14 protein-coding genes are annotated in these 14,196 nt (G+C 72.9%); 7 read left to right on the forward strand and 7 right to left on the reverse strand.

The genetic code is table 11. The features are described 5' to 3' along the window. Positions 1 to 12: 12 nt before the first annotated feature. The 3 genes from ACIRFH_RS33260 to ACIRFH_RS33270 all read left to right on the forward strand — a co-directional run bounded on the left by ACIRFH_RS33260 (position 13) and on the right by ACIRFH_RS33270 (position 2,723). A complete protein-coding gene (locus tag ACIRFH_RS33260; protein ID WP_403529207.1) occupies positions 13 to 309 on the forward strand; it encodes a hypothetical protein in 297 nt (98 codons plus the stop codon). 167 nt (positions 310 to 476) lie between these two features. Beyond that, a complete protein-coding gene (locus ACIRFH_RS33265; RefSeq protein ID WP_403529210.1) occupies positions 477 to 1,502 on the forward strand; it encodes a phosphotransferase family protein in 1,026 nt (341 codons plus the stop codon). 6 nt (positions 1,503 to 1,508) lie between these two features. Beyond that, entirely contained in the window at positions 1,509 to 2,723 is a 1,215-nt protein-coding gene (locus ACIRFH_RS33270) for an acyl-CoA dehydrogenase (protein WP_403529213.1), read from the forward strand. Between the two features lie 42 nt (positions 2,724 to 2,765). Here ACIRFH_RS33270 and ACIRFH_RS33275 read toward each other — a convergent pair whose 3' ends face one another. The 3 genes from ACIRFH_RS33275 to ACIRFH_RS33285 are packed head-to-tail and all read right to left on the reverse strand — an operon-like array spanning position 2,766 to position 5,822. After that, entirely contained in the window at positions 2,766 to 3,359 is a 594-nt protein-coding gene (locus ACIRFH_RS33275; RefSeq protein WP_403529215.1) for a TetR/AcrR family transcriptional regulator, read from the reverse strand. A gap of 25 nt (positions 3,360 to 3,384) precedes the next feature. After that, entirely contained in the window at positions 3,385 to 5,055 is a 1,671-nt protein-coding gene (locus ACIRFH_RS33280; RefSeq protein WP_403529218.1) for a class I adenylate-forming enzyme family protein, read from the reverse strand. Further along, positions 5,052 to 5,822, reverse strand: a complete 771-nt coding sequence (locus tag ACIRFH_RS33285; RefSeq protein WP_403529221.1) for an SDR family oxidoreductase — start codon at positions 5,820 to 5,822, stop codon at positions 5,052 to 5,054. The genes ACIRFH_RS33280 and ACIRFH_RS33285 overlap by 4 nt, the downstream gene beginning before the upstream one ends. 160 nt (positions 5,823 to 5,982) lie before the next feature. Between ACIRFH_RS33285 and ACIRFH_RS33290 the strand changes: the two genes are divergently transcribed. Further along, positions 5,983 to 7,236 (forward strand): exo-beta-N-acetylmuramidase NamZ domain-containing protein, encoded by a 1,254-nt coding sequence (locus tag ACIRFH_RS33290; RefSeq protein ID WP_403529223.1) that lies wholly within the window; start codon positions 5,983 to 5,985, stop codon positions 7,234 to 7,236. A 29-nt stretch (positions 7,237 to 7,265) separates the two neighbouring features. On the opposite strand, the gene ACIRFH_RS33295 is transcribed toward ACIRFH_RS33290, so the two are convergent. Then, positions 7,266 to 10,073, reverse strand: a complete 2,808-nt coding sequence (locus ACIRFH_RS33295) for a penicillin acylase family protein (protein ID WP_403529226.1) — start codon at positions 10,071 to 10,073, stop codon at positions 7,266 to 7,268. Between the two features lie 236 nt (positions 10,074 to 10,309). Here ACIRFH_RS33295 and ACIRFH_RS33300 point away from each other — a divergent pair, with 236 nt between their 5' ends. Both ACIRFH_RS33300 and ACIRFH_RS33305 read left to right on the forward strand, forming a co-directional pair. Beyond that, positions 10,310 to 10,912: a hypothetical protein gene (locus ACIRFH_RS33300; protein WP_403529228.1), complete on the forward strand. Its 603-nt coding sequence runs from the start codon at positions 10,310 to 10,312 to the stop codon at positions 10,910 to 10,912. Positions 10,913 to 10,981: 69 nt separating this feature from the next. Further along, positions 10,982 to 11,713: a 3-keto-5-aminohexanoate cleavage protein gene (locus tag ACIRFH_RS33305; protein WP_403529231.1), complete on the forward strand. Its 732-nt coding sequence runs from the start codon at positions 10,982 to 10,984 to the stop codon at positions 11,711 to 11,713. Between the two features lie 160 nt (positions 11,714 to 11,873). Here the strand turns inward: ACIRFH_RS33305 and soxR are convergent, their stop codons facing one another. Beyond that, positions 11,874 to 12,392 carry a redox-sensitive transcriptional activator SoxR gene (soxR, locus tag ACIRFH_RS33310; protein WP_403529234.1) on the reverse strand — a complete coding sequence of 173 codons (519 nt, stop codon included), beginning with the start codon at positions 12,390 to 12,392 and terminating at the stop codon, positions 11,874 to 11,876. Positions 12,393 to 12,535: 143 nt separating this feature from the next. Between soxR and ACIRFH_RS33315 the strand changes: the two genes are divergently transcribed. Beyond that, complete coding sequence (locus ACIRFH_RS33315; protein ID WP_403529237.1) at positions 12,536 to 12,997, forward strand: MaoC family dehydratase; 462 nt, start codon at positions 12,536 to 12,538, stop codon at positions 12,995 to 12,997. Between the two features lie 52 nt (positions 12,998 to 13,049). Here ACIRFH_RS33315 and ACIRFH_RS33320 read toward each other — a convergent pair whose 3' ends face one another. Both ACIRFH_RS33320 and ACIRFH_RS33325 read right to left on the reverse strand, forming a co-directional pair. After that, a complete protein-coding gene (locus tag ACIRFH_RS33320) occupies positions 13,050 to 13,697 on the reverse strand; it encodes a TetR family transcriptional regulator (RefSeq protein WP_403529240.1) in 648 nt (215 codons plus the stop codon). 84 nt (positions 13,698 to 13,781) lie between these two features. Further along, the gene (locus ACIRFH_RS33325; protein WP_403529243.1) at positions 13,782 to 14,072 is read right to left on the reverse strand and encodes a YiaA/YiaB family inner membrane protein; all 291 of its coding nucleotides are present in this window, start codon (positions 14,070 to 14,072) and stop codon (positions 13,782 to 13,784) included. Positions 14,073 to 14,196: the final 124 nt, after the last annotated feature.

Genomic DNA, 14,196 nt, shown 5'->3' on the forward strand with positions numbered 1-14,196 from the left:
AAGGTGAGCACCATGACCGCCCTCCATCAGGAACACACCGCCCACACGCACACCCACGGCCCGGCCTGCGGGCACACCGAGGTGCCGCACGGCGACCACGTCGACTACGCGCACGACGGGCATCTGCACCGGGAGCACGGCGGCCACTGGGACGAGTGCGAGACCGCGGGGCACACGGCCCACGAGAGCCACGACCACCGGCACGGCGAGGACTGCGGGCACGCGCGCGTGCCCCACGGCGACCACGTCGACTACCTCCACGACGGCCACCGCCACGCCGCCCACGACGGCCACTGGGACGACCACTGACCGACGGACCGCGTCCCGGACGCCGCCCCTTCGACGGCTCCCCGCGCTCCCGCGCGGGGAGCCGTCGGCCTATCGTGGCCCCGATCACGTTCCGCTCACCCCCTGGACGCCATACCGACCGGTCGGCATCATGAGTCGGGTAGTGTTCACCTGCCCGAGGAGCGACGATGAGCCCCGACCACCCGCCCGGACTCGATCTCAACCGGTTGCGTGTCCTGCTCGACCGCGAGCGGCCCGGGCTGGTGAGCGGCCCGTTGTCCGGCCGGCTGATCGAGGGCGGTCGCTCGAACCTCACCTACGCGGTCTCCGACGGCGCCTCGAAGTGGGTCGTGCGGCGCCCCCCGCTCGGCCACGTGCTGGCCACCGCGCACGACATGAGGCGCGAGCACCGGGTGATCAGCGCCCTGCACCCGACGGACGTACCGGTGCCGCGCCCGGTGCTGCTGTGCGAGGACGAGGAGGTCCTCGGAGCGCCGTTCTACGTCATGGAGTTCGTCGAGGGCACCCCGTACCGCACGTCCGAGCAGCTCGCCCCGCTCGGCCCCGGGCGCACCCGGGCCGCCGTGCTGAACCTGGTCGACACGCTCGTCGGACTGCACGCGGTGGACCCCGCCGAGGCGGGCCTCGCCGACTTCGGCCGTCCCGAGGGCTTCCTCGACCGCCAGCTCCGCCGCTGGGCCAAGCAGCTGGACGCCTCCCGCAACCGCGACCTGGCCGGCATCGACGAGCTGCACGCCACGCTCGGCCGGGAGCTGCCCCGCTCCCCCGCACCGACCGTCGTGCACGGCGACTACCGGCTCGACAACGTCCTGATCGGCGGCGAGGACGACGAGATCAGGGCGATCCTCGACTGGGAGATGTCCACGCTCGGCGACCCGCTCACCGACCTCGGTCTGCTGGTGATGTACAGCAGCCCGCTGGACATCCCCGACTCCCCCGTCTCCACCACGGCCCGGGCCCCCGGCCACCCCGCCCCCGCCGAGCTGATCGAGCGGTACGCCGCTCGCTCGGGGCGCGACGTGTCGTCGGTCGCCTGGTACACGGCGTTCGCCTGGTTCAAGCTCGCCGTGATCCTGGAGGGCATCCACTACCGCTACACGCTGGGCCGGACGGTCGGTGGCGGCTTCGACCGCATCGGCGAACTCGTCCCCGTCTTCATCGAGCACGGCCTGACCACCCTTCAGGAGGGCTGAACCGCCATGGACTTCGCGTTCGACGCACGCACCGAGGAACTCCGCACCCGGCTGCTCGCCTTCATGGACGAGTACGTCCACCCCGCCGAGCAGGTCGCCCACGAGCAGCGCGCCCGGCTGGCGTCGCCGTGGGACACCCCGCAGGTCGTGGAGGACCTCAAGGCCGAGGCCCGCCGCCAGGGTCTGTGGAACCTCTTCCTGCCCGACGCCGAGTACGGGGCGGGCCTGACCAACCTGCAGTACGCGCCGCTCGCCGAGATCACCGGCCGCAGCCCTCAGCTGGCGCCCACGGCGACGAACTGTGCGGCGCCCGACACCGGGAACATGGAGGTGCTGGCCCAGTTCGGGAACGAGACGCAGAAGAAGCAGTGGCTCGAGCCGCTGCTCGCCGGTGAGATCCGCTCGGCGTTCGCGATGACCGAGCCGGACGTGGCCTCCTCGGACGCCACGAACATCACCACGCACATCGAGCGCGACGGCGACGAGTACGTCATCACGGGCCGCAAGTGGTACATCTCCGGGGCGATGAACCCGGACTGCCGGATCTTCATCGTGATGGGCAAGACGGACCCGGACGGCGAGGACATCCGCCGCCAGCAGTCCATGGTGCTGGTCCCCCGCGACACGCCCGGCGTGACCGTGAACCGGGCGATGCAGGTCTTCGGCTACGAGGACCACTACCACGGCGGCCACGCCGAGGTGACCTTCGACCACGCGCGCGTGCCGGTGACGAACCTGATCGGCGAGGAGGGCGGCGGCTTCGCCATCGCCCAGGCCCGGCTCGGTCCTGGCCGGATCCACCACTGCATGCGGCTGATCGGCATGGCCGAGCGGGCGATCGAGCTGATGTGCCGGCGGGCGACCTCCCGCACGGCCTTCGGCAAGGCGCTGGCCCAGCAGGGCGTCGTGCAGAACTGGATCGCGGACGCGCGGGTCACCGTCGAGCAGCTGCGGCTGCTGGTGCTGAAGACCGCCTGGCTGATGGACACCGTCGGCAACCGGGGCGCCCACACCGAGATCCAGGCCATCAAGATCGCCACGCCGCGTGCGGTGGTCGGCATCCTCGACCGGGCGATCCAGCTGCACGGCGCGGGCGGCGTGAGCCAGGACTTCCCGCTGGCCGAGCTGTACGCCGGCGCCCGCACGCTGATGCTCGCCGACGGCCCGGACGAGGTGCACCAGCGCTCGCTGGCGCGCCGGGAGATCAAGAAGTACCTGTGAACGAAGCGGCGCCCCCCGGAAGCGGGGGGCGCCCGCGTCGCCTCAGGGACGCAGGGCCCGCAGCAGCAGGTCGGCCAGGTGGTCGGCCACCTCCTGCGGGCTGAGCGGGCCGTCGGGGCGGTACCAGGTCGACAGGTGGTGCACGGAGCCGAAGTGGTAGTCCACGACGAGGTCGGCCGGGACCTCCTCGGTGAAGACGCCGGCCCGCTGGCCCTCCTCGATGAGCGCGCGGAAGCGCTCGTGGTAGCGCCGGCGCTCGGCGCGCACCTGCTTGTTCTTCTCCGGGCTCAGCTGGTGCATGGAGCGGAAGAAGATCGACGCGTCGTCGAGGTTGTCGATGGTGGTGACGACGACGTCGGCCGCCGCGTCGCGCACCCGCTTCTCGACCGGCTCGTCGGAGTCCGCGTAGGCGTCCAGGCGTTCCTGCTGGAGGCGGAGCACGCGGGCGTAGACCTCGTGCAGGAGGTCGTCCTTGGAGCCGAAGTAGTGGTAGAGCGCCCCCTTGGTGACGCCTGCCGCTTCCACGATCTCCTGCACCGAGGTGCGGTCGTAGCCCTGCTCCGCGAAGAGCCGGGTGGCGGCGGCCAGGAGCCGCTGCGGCACCGGAGTGCCGTCCCCGTCCGTGGTCCTGGGCACTGCCGTCACCTGCCTTTCCGTTGTCTCACTGTCCGTCGTCGTGCGTACGGGAACGCAGTTCCCGACGGAGGATCTTGCCACTCGCCGTCTTCGGCAGGTCGGTCAGGATCTCCACCTGACGCGGGTACTTGTAGGCGGCCAGTCTCTCCTTGCAGTACGCGGCCAGCGTGTCCGGGTCGGTGTCGGCGCCCGGACGAAGGCTGATGTACGCCTTGACGGTCTCCCCGCGGTACCCGTCGGGGACGCCGACGACGGCGGCCTCGCGCACCGCCGGGTGGGTGTAGAGGACGTCCTCGACCTCGCGGGGCCAGACCTTGAAGCCGGAGGCGTTGATCATGTCCTTCTTGCGGTCGACGACGTAGAGCCAGCCCCGCTCGTCCATGAAGCCGATGTCGCCGGTGCGCAGCTCGCCGCCGGGGAAGGTCTCGGCGGTGGCGTCGGGGCGGCGCCAGTAGCCGGGGACGACCTGCGGGCCGCTGACGACGATCTCGCCCTGCTCGCCGAAGGGCACCTCCTCGCCCAGGTCGTCCACGATGCGCACGACCGTGTCGGGTCCTGGCACGCCGACGGCGAGGGTCCCGGAGACCGGGTCGACGGGCGCCTCCAGGTGGGGCGGTACGGAGGCGCAGGGCGCGGTGCACTCGGTGAGCCCGTAGCCGTTGCGTATGTACGGGCCGAAGCCCGTGCGGAACTTCTCCACCAGGGCGGGCGGAAGCGGGGCGCCGCCGGAGGAGATGACGGCGAAGGACGCGAAGTGCTCCCGGGTGACGGACGGATGGGCGGCCAGCGCCATGAAGGCGGTGGACGGGCCGACCGTGTAGTGCGGCCGGTGCTCGGCGAACGCGTCCAGGACGACGCCCGCCTCGAAGCGGTACGCCAGGACGAGCGTGCCCACGCTGTTCAGGCAGGCGCCGAGCTGGCAGACCATGCCGGTGATGTGGAACAGCGGCGCCAGCGCGAAGTAGACCGGCGCCTCGGGCAGGCCGAGGCCGGTGCGCTGCCGTTCGGCGTTGTACATGATGTTGCGGTGCGTGTTGGTGGCGCCCTTGGGCGTGCCGCTGGTGCCCGATGTGTAGCTGATGAGCGCGGCGCCGGCGGGCTCGGGGTCGCGGCCCTCGGGTGCCTTGTGGCCGGCGCGGGCCACCTCGGTGAGGTCGTCGGCGTCGCCGGTCCGCGGCAGCCGCTCGAAGGTCAGCACGCGGGCGTCGCCGCGGGTCTGGAAGTCCAGTTCGCAGGCCGTGAGCACGGTCCGCACCGGCGAGTCGGCGGCCGTCTCGCGCAGGTACCCCTCCCAGGCCCGGTCGGAGCAGATCAGGGCGGCCACCTCGCCGTCGCGCAGGACGTGGCCGACCTCCCCCGACTTGTACATGGGGTTGACGGGCACGACGACCGCGCCCGCCTTCCAGGCGCCGAGGACGGCGAGCACGAAGTGCGGGGAGTTCTGCAGCAGGACCGCCACCCGGTCGCCGCGCTCCAGGCCGCGGGCGGCGAGGTGGCCGGCGACGGAGTCGCTCAGCTCGTCCGTCTCGCGGTAGGTGAGGCGGCCGTCGAAGTAGGCGAGGAAGGGGCGGTCGGGGGCCTCGGCGGCGGCCCGGCGCAGGGCGTGCACCAGGGAGGCGTCGGGGTCGAGCGGGGCCTTCTGGGCGTCGGTCAGCAGGTCCAGCCAGGGCCGTGCGGCGTAGCGGGAGCCGGTCATCGGGCCGTCCCCTCCTCCCACTGGCGCTGGAGGCGGTTCATGCCGCGCAGCCAGCGCTCGGGGTCGGCGGCGCGGGCCTGGTAGTACTCGGCGACCTCGGGGTGCGGCAGGATCAGGAAGCGGTCCTCCTCGATGCCCTTGAAGAGGGCGTCGGCGACGTCCTCGGGCGCGATCGCGGTCGGCGCGAGCACCAGCTCGCCGGCGCTGCCGCTGGCGGTGAGCATGTCGGTGCGCACGCCCTGCGGGCAGATGGCGTGCACCTTGATCCCGCGGTGGCGGTAGGTGAGGGACAGCCACTCGGCGAAGGCGTAGGCGCCGTGCTTGGTGACGCTGTAGGGGGCGGCACCGATCATGGTGAGCAGTCCGGCCGCCGAGACGGTGGAGACGAAGCGGCCGGTGCCGCGCTCCAGCCAGTCGGGGATCAGCTCGTGGGCCGCGCGGACGTGGGCCATGACGTTGACGTCCCAGGCGAGCGCCCAGACGGCCTCGTCGGCCGCCTCCGAGCCGCCGGAGCCGACACCGGCGTTGGCGCAGTAGACGTCCACCGTGCCGCCCAGCGCGTCGCGGGCCTCGGTGATGACCGCGGAGGCGTCCCCGGGGACCGCGATGCCGCCGATCTCCTCGGCGACGGCCTTCGCCCGTCCGGCGTCCAGGTCGTTGACGACCACCCGGGCGCCCTCGGCCGCGAAGCGGCGGGCCAGCGCGGCGCCGATGCCGCCTCCCGCCCCGGTGACGACGACTGAGGCATCCTGCACGGCTTCCACCATCGGTCTCCTTCGACGCGGCTCGGGCGCTGCCGGACGACAGACTAACCAGTCGGTATGCACGGCGGAAGAGGTGAAACGCGGTCCGACTCGTTCCGCGGGACCCGGGGCGCGGGTTAGCGTGCGTGCGCATGACACCCGCCGCGATCACGGAGGTCACCGCATGACGCTGTCCAGACGGACCCTGCTCGCCACCTCGGCCGCGGTGGCGGCCGGCGCCTCGGCCGCCGGCGCCGGCCCGGCCCAGGCGGCCCCCTCGGGCGGCGGCCGACGGCTGCGCACCGGGTTCGAGCGGCTCGCCGACGACGGCTACGACCTGCTCGCCGGCGAGCGGGTCGGCATCGTCACCAACCCCACCGGCGTCACCCGGGACGTGCGCCACATCGTGGACGTGATGCACGCCGACGAACGGGTGAACCTCACGGCTGTCTTCGGTCCCGAGCACGGCTTCCGCGGCACCGCGCAGGCCGGCGGTTCCGAGGGCCGCTACGACGACCCGGCGACCGGGCTGCCCGTCTACGACACGTACCTGAAGAGCGGGCAGCCGCTCGCGGACGTCTTCACGGCCTCCGGCGTGGACACCGTCGTCTTCGACATCCAGGACGTCGGCGCGCGCTTCTACACGTACATCTGGACGCTGTTCGACTGCATGGAGGCGGCCCGGCTGGCGGGCAAGCGGTTCGTGGTGCTGGACCGGCCGAACCCGGTGACCGGGCGGGCGGCCCTGGGCCCGGTCCTGCGCAAGGAGTTCGCCACCTTCGTCGGGCGGCAGCCGATCGCCCAGGCGCACGGCATGACGGTCGCCGAGCTCGCTCTGCTCTTCAACGGCGAGTTCCTGCCCTCGCCCGTGCCGCTGGAGACCGTCACGATGACGGGCTGGAAGCGGTCGGAGTTCTTCGACGCCTCCGGGCTGCCCTGGGTGCCGCCGAGCCCGAACATGCCGACGCCCGAGACCGCCCTGGTCTACTCGGGCACCTGCCTGTTCGAGGGCACGAACCTGTCGGAGGGGCGCGGCACCACCCGCCCGTTCGAACTGCTCGGCGCGGAGGGCATCGACGGGCGCTGGGCCGCCGCGGCGAACGGACTCGGCCTGCCGGGCGTGCGGTTCAGGGAGGCGTACTTCGCGCCGACCTTCTCCAAGTTCCAGGGCAGGACGGTCGGCGGCGTGCAGCTCCACGTGCACGACCGGGCCGCCTTCGACCCGGTGCGCACCGGGATCGCGTTGCTGGTGACCGCCAGGCGGAGCTGGAACGGCTTCGCCTGGCGGCCGGACAACTGGATCGACAAGCTCACCGGCTCCACGCGGGTGCGCACGATGATCGACGCGGGCGCGGACACCGACGAGGTGGTGGACGGCTGGGAGCGGGACCTGGCGGCGTTCCGCAGGACGCGCCGCCAGTACCTCCTGTACCGCTGACCCCTGCCGCTGATCGCGGTGCCGGCCGGTCACCGGTGGGTCGTGAACTCCACGACCTGCTGGTAGGTCGGCCGGTTCTGCCAGCTGACACCTCCGTGCCTGATGCCGCCGAGGGCGCGGTGGATCACCGAGTCGGCGCACCACTGGTCGCCCGCGGAGCAGCTGTCGTCGCCCGGGTAGACCTGGGCGGCGGTACGGCCCGCGGCCTCCTTCAGGGTGGAGACCAGGGTGTCCCGGCAGGCGGCGAGGTCGCCCCCGCCGCAGTACTCGCGGGCCAGCGGGCCCTTGACGGGCTCGCCGAGCACCGCCCTGATGTCCTTGTCGACATGACTCCACCAGCCGTACTGGAAGGCGCTGCCGGCGTGGGCGCCGGTCGGGCCGTGGGCGGCGGACGGCGACTCGTCGACGGGCAGGTTGCGGGTGAAGGCGGTGTAGAGGTCACTGCCGAGGCCCGGTTCGAACTCGGCCTTCACCAGCAGCGGCCACCAGGCGTCCAGGGTGCGGATCGCGTCGGCGTGGGCGTACTTCCTCGAGCCCGCCGAGGTCTCCGTGCGCAGACCGCCCGCCGCCAGCCAGGCCTTGAGCCGGTCGACGGCCGCCTTCGCCGCGGGGTCGGTCACCGGCGCGGACTCGATCACCTTCAGCAGACCGGGCACCACGTCCTCGGCCCGCAGGTCGGCGAGGCCCGCCTCGGCCATGGCCTTCACCAGCGCGGCCCGGGTGACGCCTCCCCGGGCGACGAGTTTCCCGACGCGGTCGTCGAGGAGGTCGCCGCGGTGGACGGAGCCGTTGCCCCAGGAGGCGGCCGGGTAGTCCTCGGCCTGTTTGTTGTTCCAGGAGATGTAGTAGTCCTGGTCCAGGGACTGCGGGTGGGCGGAGGCCGGCGTGTACCGGGCCGTGTTGGCGGCCGGGTCCCAGCCCCGCCACTCGTACGCCTCACGCGCCCACACCGGGAACTCGGCGTCGACGCCGTCCGCCCGTACCGGGTTGTCGCCGCTGTTGTAGTACGCGGTGTGCCCGGAGTCGGCGTAGAACCAGTTGAAGGTGTAGTTGATGTGCTGGACGGCGCTCTGGAAGCGCTCCGGGCTGTCGAGGTAGTCCGGGTCGTTGAGCATCTGGAAGCCGATGATGGAGTCGGCCTCGTGCAGGAAGGACGAGCGCAGCGTGGTGTAGGCGACCTTCTTGCCGCCGACCGTGGCGCGGTACTCGACCGGGCCGTACTTCGTACGCCAGACCCGCATCGTGTAGGAGCCGGCCGCGGTGGAGTCGGCGACGGTCGGCTTCCAGGCGTTCCGGCGCTCGATCTTCTCCATCGGCGTGCAGGTGCCGCGGTAGAGGTAGTGGTGGTCGTCCTGGCACAGCTCGACCGCGTAGGTGTCGATGATGTCCTGGCCGGAGGTGGTCGCGCTCCAGGCGTAGTCCTGGCCGCGGCCGAGCTCGACGTACATGCTCAGGCCCGCGAAGGAGGCGCCGCGGGCGCTCAGGCCCGGCCCCTGGAGTTCCTGGAGCATGAGCAGCTGGGGTGCGAAGTAGCCGGTCTGCGGGCCGAACACGGCGACCGGGTGGCCGCTCGCGGTGTGCTTCCCGCTGACGACGAGGGCGTTGGACATGCCGCGCCGGGCCGAGGTGACGGCGGTGTCCGCCGCCGTGGCGGAGGCGCCGGCCGCGCTCGCCGTGGCCGCGCCGCCGGTGCGGTCGTACACCAGGGGCTCCGCCCGGACCGAGCCGGCGTCGGGCAGGGCGCGGCCCTGCGGGGCGTCGGGGCGGGGCAGGTACGGGAAGCTGCCGCTCCGCTGGGTGAGGACCGCCTCGGGGTCGTTGCGCTGGCGGAAGGACTCCCACACCCTGGTGCCCTCGGCGACGCCGTACTTCTCCTGGGCGGCGAGGAGGGAGAGCGCGTTGTCGACCTCTCCGCCGCCGCCGGCGCCGAAGAGGGAGCCGATGACGGAGGCCAGGGCTATCAGGTCGGTGCGCTTGAAGCGGTCGATGGTGCCGGCGTTGGTGATGGCGTCCTTGTGGCCGGTCAGGACGTACTCGCCCGGGAAATAGCGGCCCTTGTCGGAGGCGTCGATGTAGGCGTTGACGCCGGCGACGTAGGCGTCGACGTCGGCGAGGGCCTGCTCGCCGCGCTCACCGGCCTTGGCGGCGGCGCTCAGGATCTGCGCCTCCAGGTCGGCCTCGGTGTACGGGGCGCTGCGCCAGAACTGCTGCTCCAGGCCCTGGTTGGCGGGGGCGCCGCCGGCGAAGGGGGTCAACCGGCCGCGCCCGACGTGCCGGAAGAGGTCCATCAGCCACAGCCGGTCCTGGGCCGCGGCGTAGCCGGCGCCGAACTCGGTGCCGTAGCGGGTGGTGCCGGTGATGTGCGGCACGCCGGTCTTCTTGTCGCGGACGATGGTCACGTCGTCGCGTCCGGCGGGGCGGACGGTGGAGGCGACCTGATCGGCGGGGACGCCGAAGGAGGCGTCGTTGAAGAAGGTGTCGACCTTCTCGTTGGTGAGCCCGGAGTAACCGGTGGCGAGGCTCGCGTAGGGGCCGAGCTGGTCCTCGGCGTGCGCGGGCTGGGTGCCGAGGGCCTGGTTGAGGAGGATCTGGGCGAGGGTGGCGTTGCCGTTCTGGCCGGGCGGCAGGATGTCGGAACACCGGCCGCCGCAGTGGTCCTCGGCCGTCGCCCGCGTGGTCGTGGGGGTGGGGGTGTTCGCGCCGGCGGCCACCGCGGGGGAAAGCGGTGACAAAAGACCGGCAATGAGGGCGCATAGTGATGCGCCCTTCAGGAACCCGTGGAAGCCGCGGGGAGTTCTCAGTCCGTCAAGGGCGTTGCGTGGGGTGCGCCGTGGCATGGCAGCTCCTCCCGACGAGGGTGAGCCCGGACGTTACCGCCGGTATCCCCGAGTTGGAAGATGAACGTGCGTCACTTTCCGGAAGCGGGTGCGATCGGCTTATGGGAGGCATCGGAAATCGGATGGAGCCGAATCGCGTGTCGATACGTCTATTCGGCGACGTCGGGAGGACGACTCCGTACGACGACGCCGAAGTGACCGAAGTGCAGGTGCAGGTGTGACGGAGGTGCAGGGCGATGGCCGGTTTCCGGAGTCTGGCGAGACAGGTCCGCGATCCACGGTGCGACCTGGCGCTACGGCGCTATTCGCTGCGCAAGTGCCTTGAGCGGTTCGCCCCTTACGGGCACAGGGCGACCTGGGACCATCTGTGTTCGCGGGCCGGGTTCGGCCCCGAGGACCGCTCCCCCGACCCGGCGCGGCTCGTGGCCGCACTGGAGGAGCTGGAGGAGGCGCGTTCGGTGTGGCTGGCCTACGAGGCGGAGTTCGCCGAGCGGCGCAGGAAGGAGAAGTACGGCGGGCTGCGCAGGCCGGGCAGCGTGGACGACTGGCACCGGATGACCTGGGGCGGTTTCGGGGTGGCCTGGTGCGACGACCCCGGGCTGCATCCCGACGGGCCGCTGGCGGAGGTGCTGCGCCGGCTGATCTCGGCGCTGGAGCGCGAACCGGGGGTGGTGTGCCCGGTGTGCGACGGGGACCGGCTGGTCTGGAAGTACGACCTGGACCACGAACCGTCGGCGGGGCCCGTCTGCACGGACTGCGGGATCCTGGTGCCGCGGCCGGTGCTGACCCCGCAGGCCCTGGCGGACGCCCGGCGTGAACGGCTGCTGATGTCGGCGTAGGGGTCGAGGGGGGTGTGCCGGGCCGCGGTGCCGGGGGTACGTGTCAGTGGCGCCCGGCACCCTGGAGGCATGGTGCAGGTGTGTGTGAACGGGGCCCGCGGGGGCGCCGACGGCGCGGTGGTGCCGCTGACGCCGGAGGCGATGGCGGACGCCGTGGCCGAGGCGGTGGCCGCCGGGGCCACGGACGTCCATGTCCACCCCAAGACCCCGTGCGGGCGGGACACGTTGTCGCCGCGGGTCCTCGCGGTGACCCTGGCGGCGATACGGGCGCGGTCGCCGGAGCCGGTGCCGGTCGGGGTGACGACGGGGGCGTGGGCCGAGCCCGGGCCGGACGCCCGGGTCGCGCGCGTCCGGAGCTGGCGGGCGCTGCCCGACCACGCCTCGGTGAACTGGCACGAGCCGGGCGCCGAGGCGGTCGCCGCCGCGCTGATCGAGCGGGGGGTGGGGGTCGAGGCGGGCATCTGGTCCGGCACGGACGGCGCGGAACGGTTCGCGCGCTCGCCGCTGGGCCCGAGGGTGCTGCGGGTACTGGCGGAGGTCACGGACACCGACGCGGACACCGCGGAGGCGTCCGCGCGGTCCCTGCTGGCCGCTCTGGACGCGGCGCACGGCCGTCCGGTGCTGCTGCACGGCGAGGACGGCGGCGCCTGGCCGGTACTGCGCCTGGCCGGCCGGCTGGGCCTCGCGACCCGCATCGGCCTGGAGGACACCCTCCTCATGCCGGACGGCCGCCCCGCCCGCTCGAACGCCGAGCTGGTCGGGGCGGCACTGGCCGAGTGGCGTCGGGCCGCCGGTGCGTGACACGGCCCGGCGGCACCGGCCGAGTGGCGGCCGGGCGACGCGGGACGTGACGCCGCCCCGGACGCGAGGGACGTGACGCCGCACGGGCCGGCACCGGGGCCGGATGCGGGTTCCTCGCGCGGCGACCGCGTTCGCCTCGCGGGCGTCGGCGGCGGGGGCGTCAGTCGCAGCAGGCGGTGTCGGAGGCGGCCCGTGCGCGCTTGCCGGCCGGCGTCTTCCCGGCCCTCCGCTCCACCAGCAGGCGGGAGCCCGCGCGGCTCTCGCCGAAGACGTCGTCGGGGTTGGACAGGACGCAGGTGTCCAGGGACAGGCAGCCGCAGCCGATGCAGTCGGTGAGGTGGTCCCGCAGCCGGTTCAACTGCTTGATCCGCTCGTCCAGTTCGGAGCGCCAGGCCGCGGAGAGCCGGGCCCAGTCCTCCTCGGTGGGCGTGCGCTCCTCCGGCAGCTCGGCGAGCGCCTCGCGGATCGTGGCGAGCGGGATGCCGACGCGCTGCGCGGCCCGCACGAAGGCGACCCGGCGCAGGGCGTCGCGGCTGAAGCGGCGTTGGTTGCCCGAGGTGCGGCGACTGGTGATCAGGCCCTTGGACTCGTAGAAGTGCAGGGCGGAGACGGCGGCGCCGCTGCGCGCGGCGAGCTGGCCGACCGTGAGCTCGTGGATCTTCTCGGGAATCTGAGGCACTCCCCGAACCCTACCCACCCGCTCACCCCTCCGGTCCGTTGACATGGGCTTCGCGGAGCACCATGCTAAGCAGTTGCTTAGCATCGAGCGGCGGGCACTGGGCCAGCAGAGCTACGAGTACCTCAGACACGGGAGGCCGGGACATGGCAGAGCCGAGGATCTTCACATCCGCCGACGACGTGAAGGCGGCGGTGGGCGAGCAGCTGGGGTACACCGACTGGCTGGAGGTCGACCAGAAGCGGATCGACCTGTTCGCGGAGGCGACCGGCGACCACCAGTGGATCCACGTGGACCCGGAGAAGGCGGCCGCGGGCCCGTTCGGCACCACCATCGCGCACGGGTACCTGACCCTGTCGCTGCTCCCGCTCTTCGGACCGCAGCTGATCCGGGTCGAGGGCGTGAAGATGGGCGTCAACTACGGCACCAACAAGGTCCGTTTCCCCTCCCCCGTCCCGGTCGGCTCGCGGCTGCGCGCCACGGCGACGATCACCGGCGTCGAGGACGTCAGGGGAGGGATCCAGGTGACCGTCGCCTTCACCGTGGAGCGCGAGGGCGGCGACAAGCCGGTGTGCGTGGCCGAGTCCGTCTCGCGCTACCACCTGTGAGCCGCCGCCACCCGCGGGCCGTCACGACTCGCGAGCCGCCGCCCGCGGGCCGCTACCGCCCCTGAGCGGCGCCGGGCTCCTTGGCCCGCACCATCCGCAGCACGAGGTCGGCGTAGAGCGCGCCGACCTCGTCGGGCGTACGGGGGCCGTTCACGTTGAACCAGCGGGCGACGTCGATGCAGAGGGAGAGCACGGCGAGCGTCGTGCCCTGCACGTCCGCCACCTCGAACTCGCCCGAGGCCACGCCCTCCTCGATGATGCCGCGCACCTCGGCGTCGACCTGACGGCGCAGCGCGACGATCTCGGCACGGGCGTCCGGCCCGAGCGCGTCCAGCTCGTACTGCACCACCCGCGCGGTGGTGCGCCGCCCGGCGTGCCAGCGCACGAAGGAGCTGACGGCGTCGGCGAGCCGCTCCGTGGCACTGCCCTCGCCCTCGGCCGCCGCGCGCAGGATGCCGAGCGCCCGGTCGTGGCCGATCCGGCTGATGCGGTGGAGCAGCTCTTCCTTGGTCTTGTAGTGGATGTAGAGCGCGGCCGGGCTCATGCCGGCCCGCCCGGCGATGTCGCGGGTCGTGGTCGCGTGGTATCCGCGCTCGGCGAAGGCTTCCACGGCGGCGACCAGCAGTCGCCGGGCCGCGTCGGGCGTGACCTCTTCCCACGGCTCGTTGTCGCCGCACGCCGTCTCGGCCGCCGTACTCATCGCTCGTTCGCCCCTCTCGGTGACAGGAGCTCCACCATACCGTCGAAGCTGAGCGGGCGCTTAGGGACGTCCGGCGGGAAGGCGTCAGCCCAGCTTCTCGAAGGGGTCGTGTTCGGCGAGGAGCTTCTCCAGCCGGGCCTGGTCGACGCGGCTGACGATCTGCCCGGCCTCCTGCCGGTCCCGGATGATCTTGGCCAGGGTGAAGGCGGACGTGACGAGGTACAGGACGGCGATGGCGAGGAAGGCGCGCACCCACGCGTCGGCCTGGAGCTGGTAGATGCCGATGGCGGTGGCGGCCATGGCGACTGCGAAGGACGCGACGGCCTGCCCGTAGAAGGCGGCGGTGCTCTGCTGCTTGACCGGTGTGTCACTCATGGGGACAAGCGTCGGGGGGGGGGGGGGGGGGGGCGCCCCCCCCCCCCCCCCCAACCCCCCCCCACAAAAACCCCCCCCCCCCCCCCCCCCCCCCCCCCCCCCCCCCCCCCCCCCCCCCCCCCCC

The organism is Streptomyces sp. NPDC093586, assembly GCF_044764905.1.
Lineage (GTDB): Bacteria > Actinomycetota > Actinomycetes > Streptomycetales > Streptomycetaceae > Streptomyces.

What these genes read in the sequence shown, in the direction of transcription:
- ACIRFH_RS33260 (WP_403529207.1), top strand. Translation starts at nt 13, where the DNA reads ATGACCGCCCTCCATCAGGAACACACCGCCCACACGCACACCCACGGC.
- ACIRFH_RS33265 (WP_403529210.1), top strand. Translation starts at nt 477, where the DNA reads ATGAGCCCCGACCACCCGCCCGGACTCGATCTCAACCGGTTGCGTGTC.
- ACIRFH_RS33290 (WP_403529223.1), top strand. Translation starts at nt 5,983, where the DNA reads ATGACGCTGTCCAGACGGACCCTGCTCGCCACCTCGGCCGCGGTGGCG.
- ACIRFH_RS33325 (WP_403529243.1), bottom strand. Translation starts at nt 14,072, where the DNA reads ATGAGTGACACACCGGTCAAGCAGCAGAGCACCGCCGCCTTCTACGGG.
- ACIRFH_RS33300 (WP_403529228.1), top strand. Translation starts at nt 10,310, where the DNA reads ATGGCCGGTTTCCGGAGTCTGGCGAGACAGGTCCGCGATCCACGGTGC.
- ACIRFH_RS33280 (WP_403529218.1), bottom strand. Translation starts at nt 5,055, where the DNA reads ATGACCGGCTCCCGCTACGCCGCACGGCCCTGGCTGGACCTGCTGACC.
- ACIRFH_RS33305 (WP_403529231.1), top strand. Translation starts at nt 10,982, where the DNA reads ATGGTGCAGGTGTGTGTGAACGGGGCCCGCGGGGGCGCCGACGGCGCG.
- ACIRFH_RS33285 (WP_403529221.1), bottom strand. Translation starts at nt 5,822, where the DNA reads ATGGTGGAAGCCGTGCAGGATGCCTCAGTCGTCGTCACCGGGGCGGGA.
- ACIRFH_RS33315 (WP_403529237.1), top strand. Translation starts at nt 12,536, where the DNA reads ATGGCAGAGCCGAGGATCTTCACATCCGCCGACGACGTGAAGGCGGCG.
- ACIRFH_RS33270 (WP_403529213.1), top strand. Translation starts at nt 1,509, where the DNA reads ATGGACTTCGCGTTCGACGCACGCACCGAGGAACTCCGCACCCGGCTG.
- ACIRFH_RS33320 (WP_403529240.1), bottom strand. Translation starts at nt 13,697, where the DNA reads ATGAGTACGGCGGCCGAGACGGCGTGCGGCGACAACGAGCCGTGGGAA.
- ACIRFH_RS33295 (WP_403529226.1), bottom strand. Translation starts at nt 10,073, where the DNA reads ATGCCACGGCGCACCCCACGCAACGCCCTTGACGGACTGAGAACTCCC.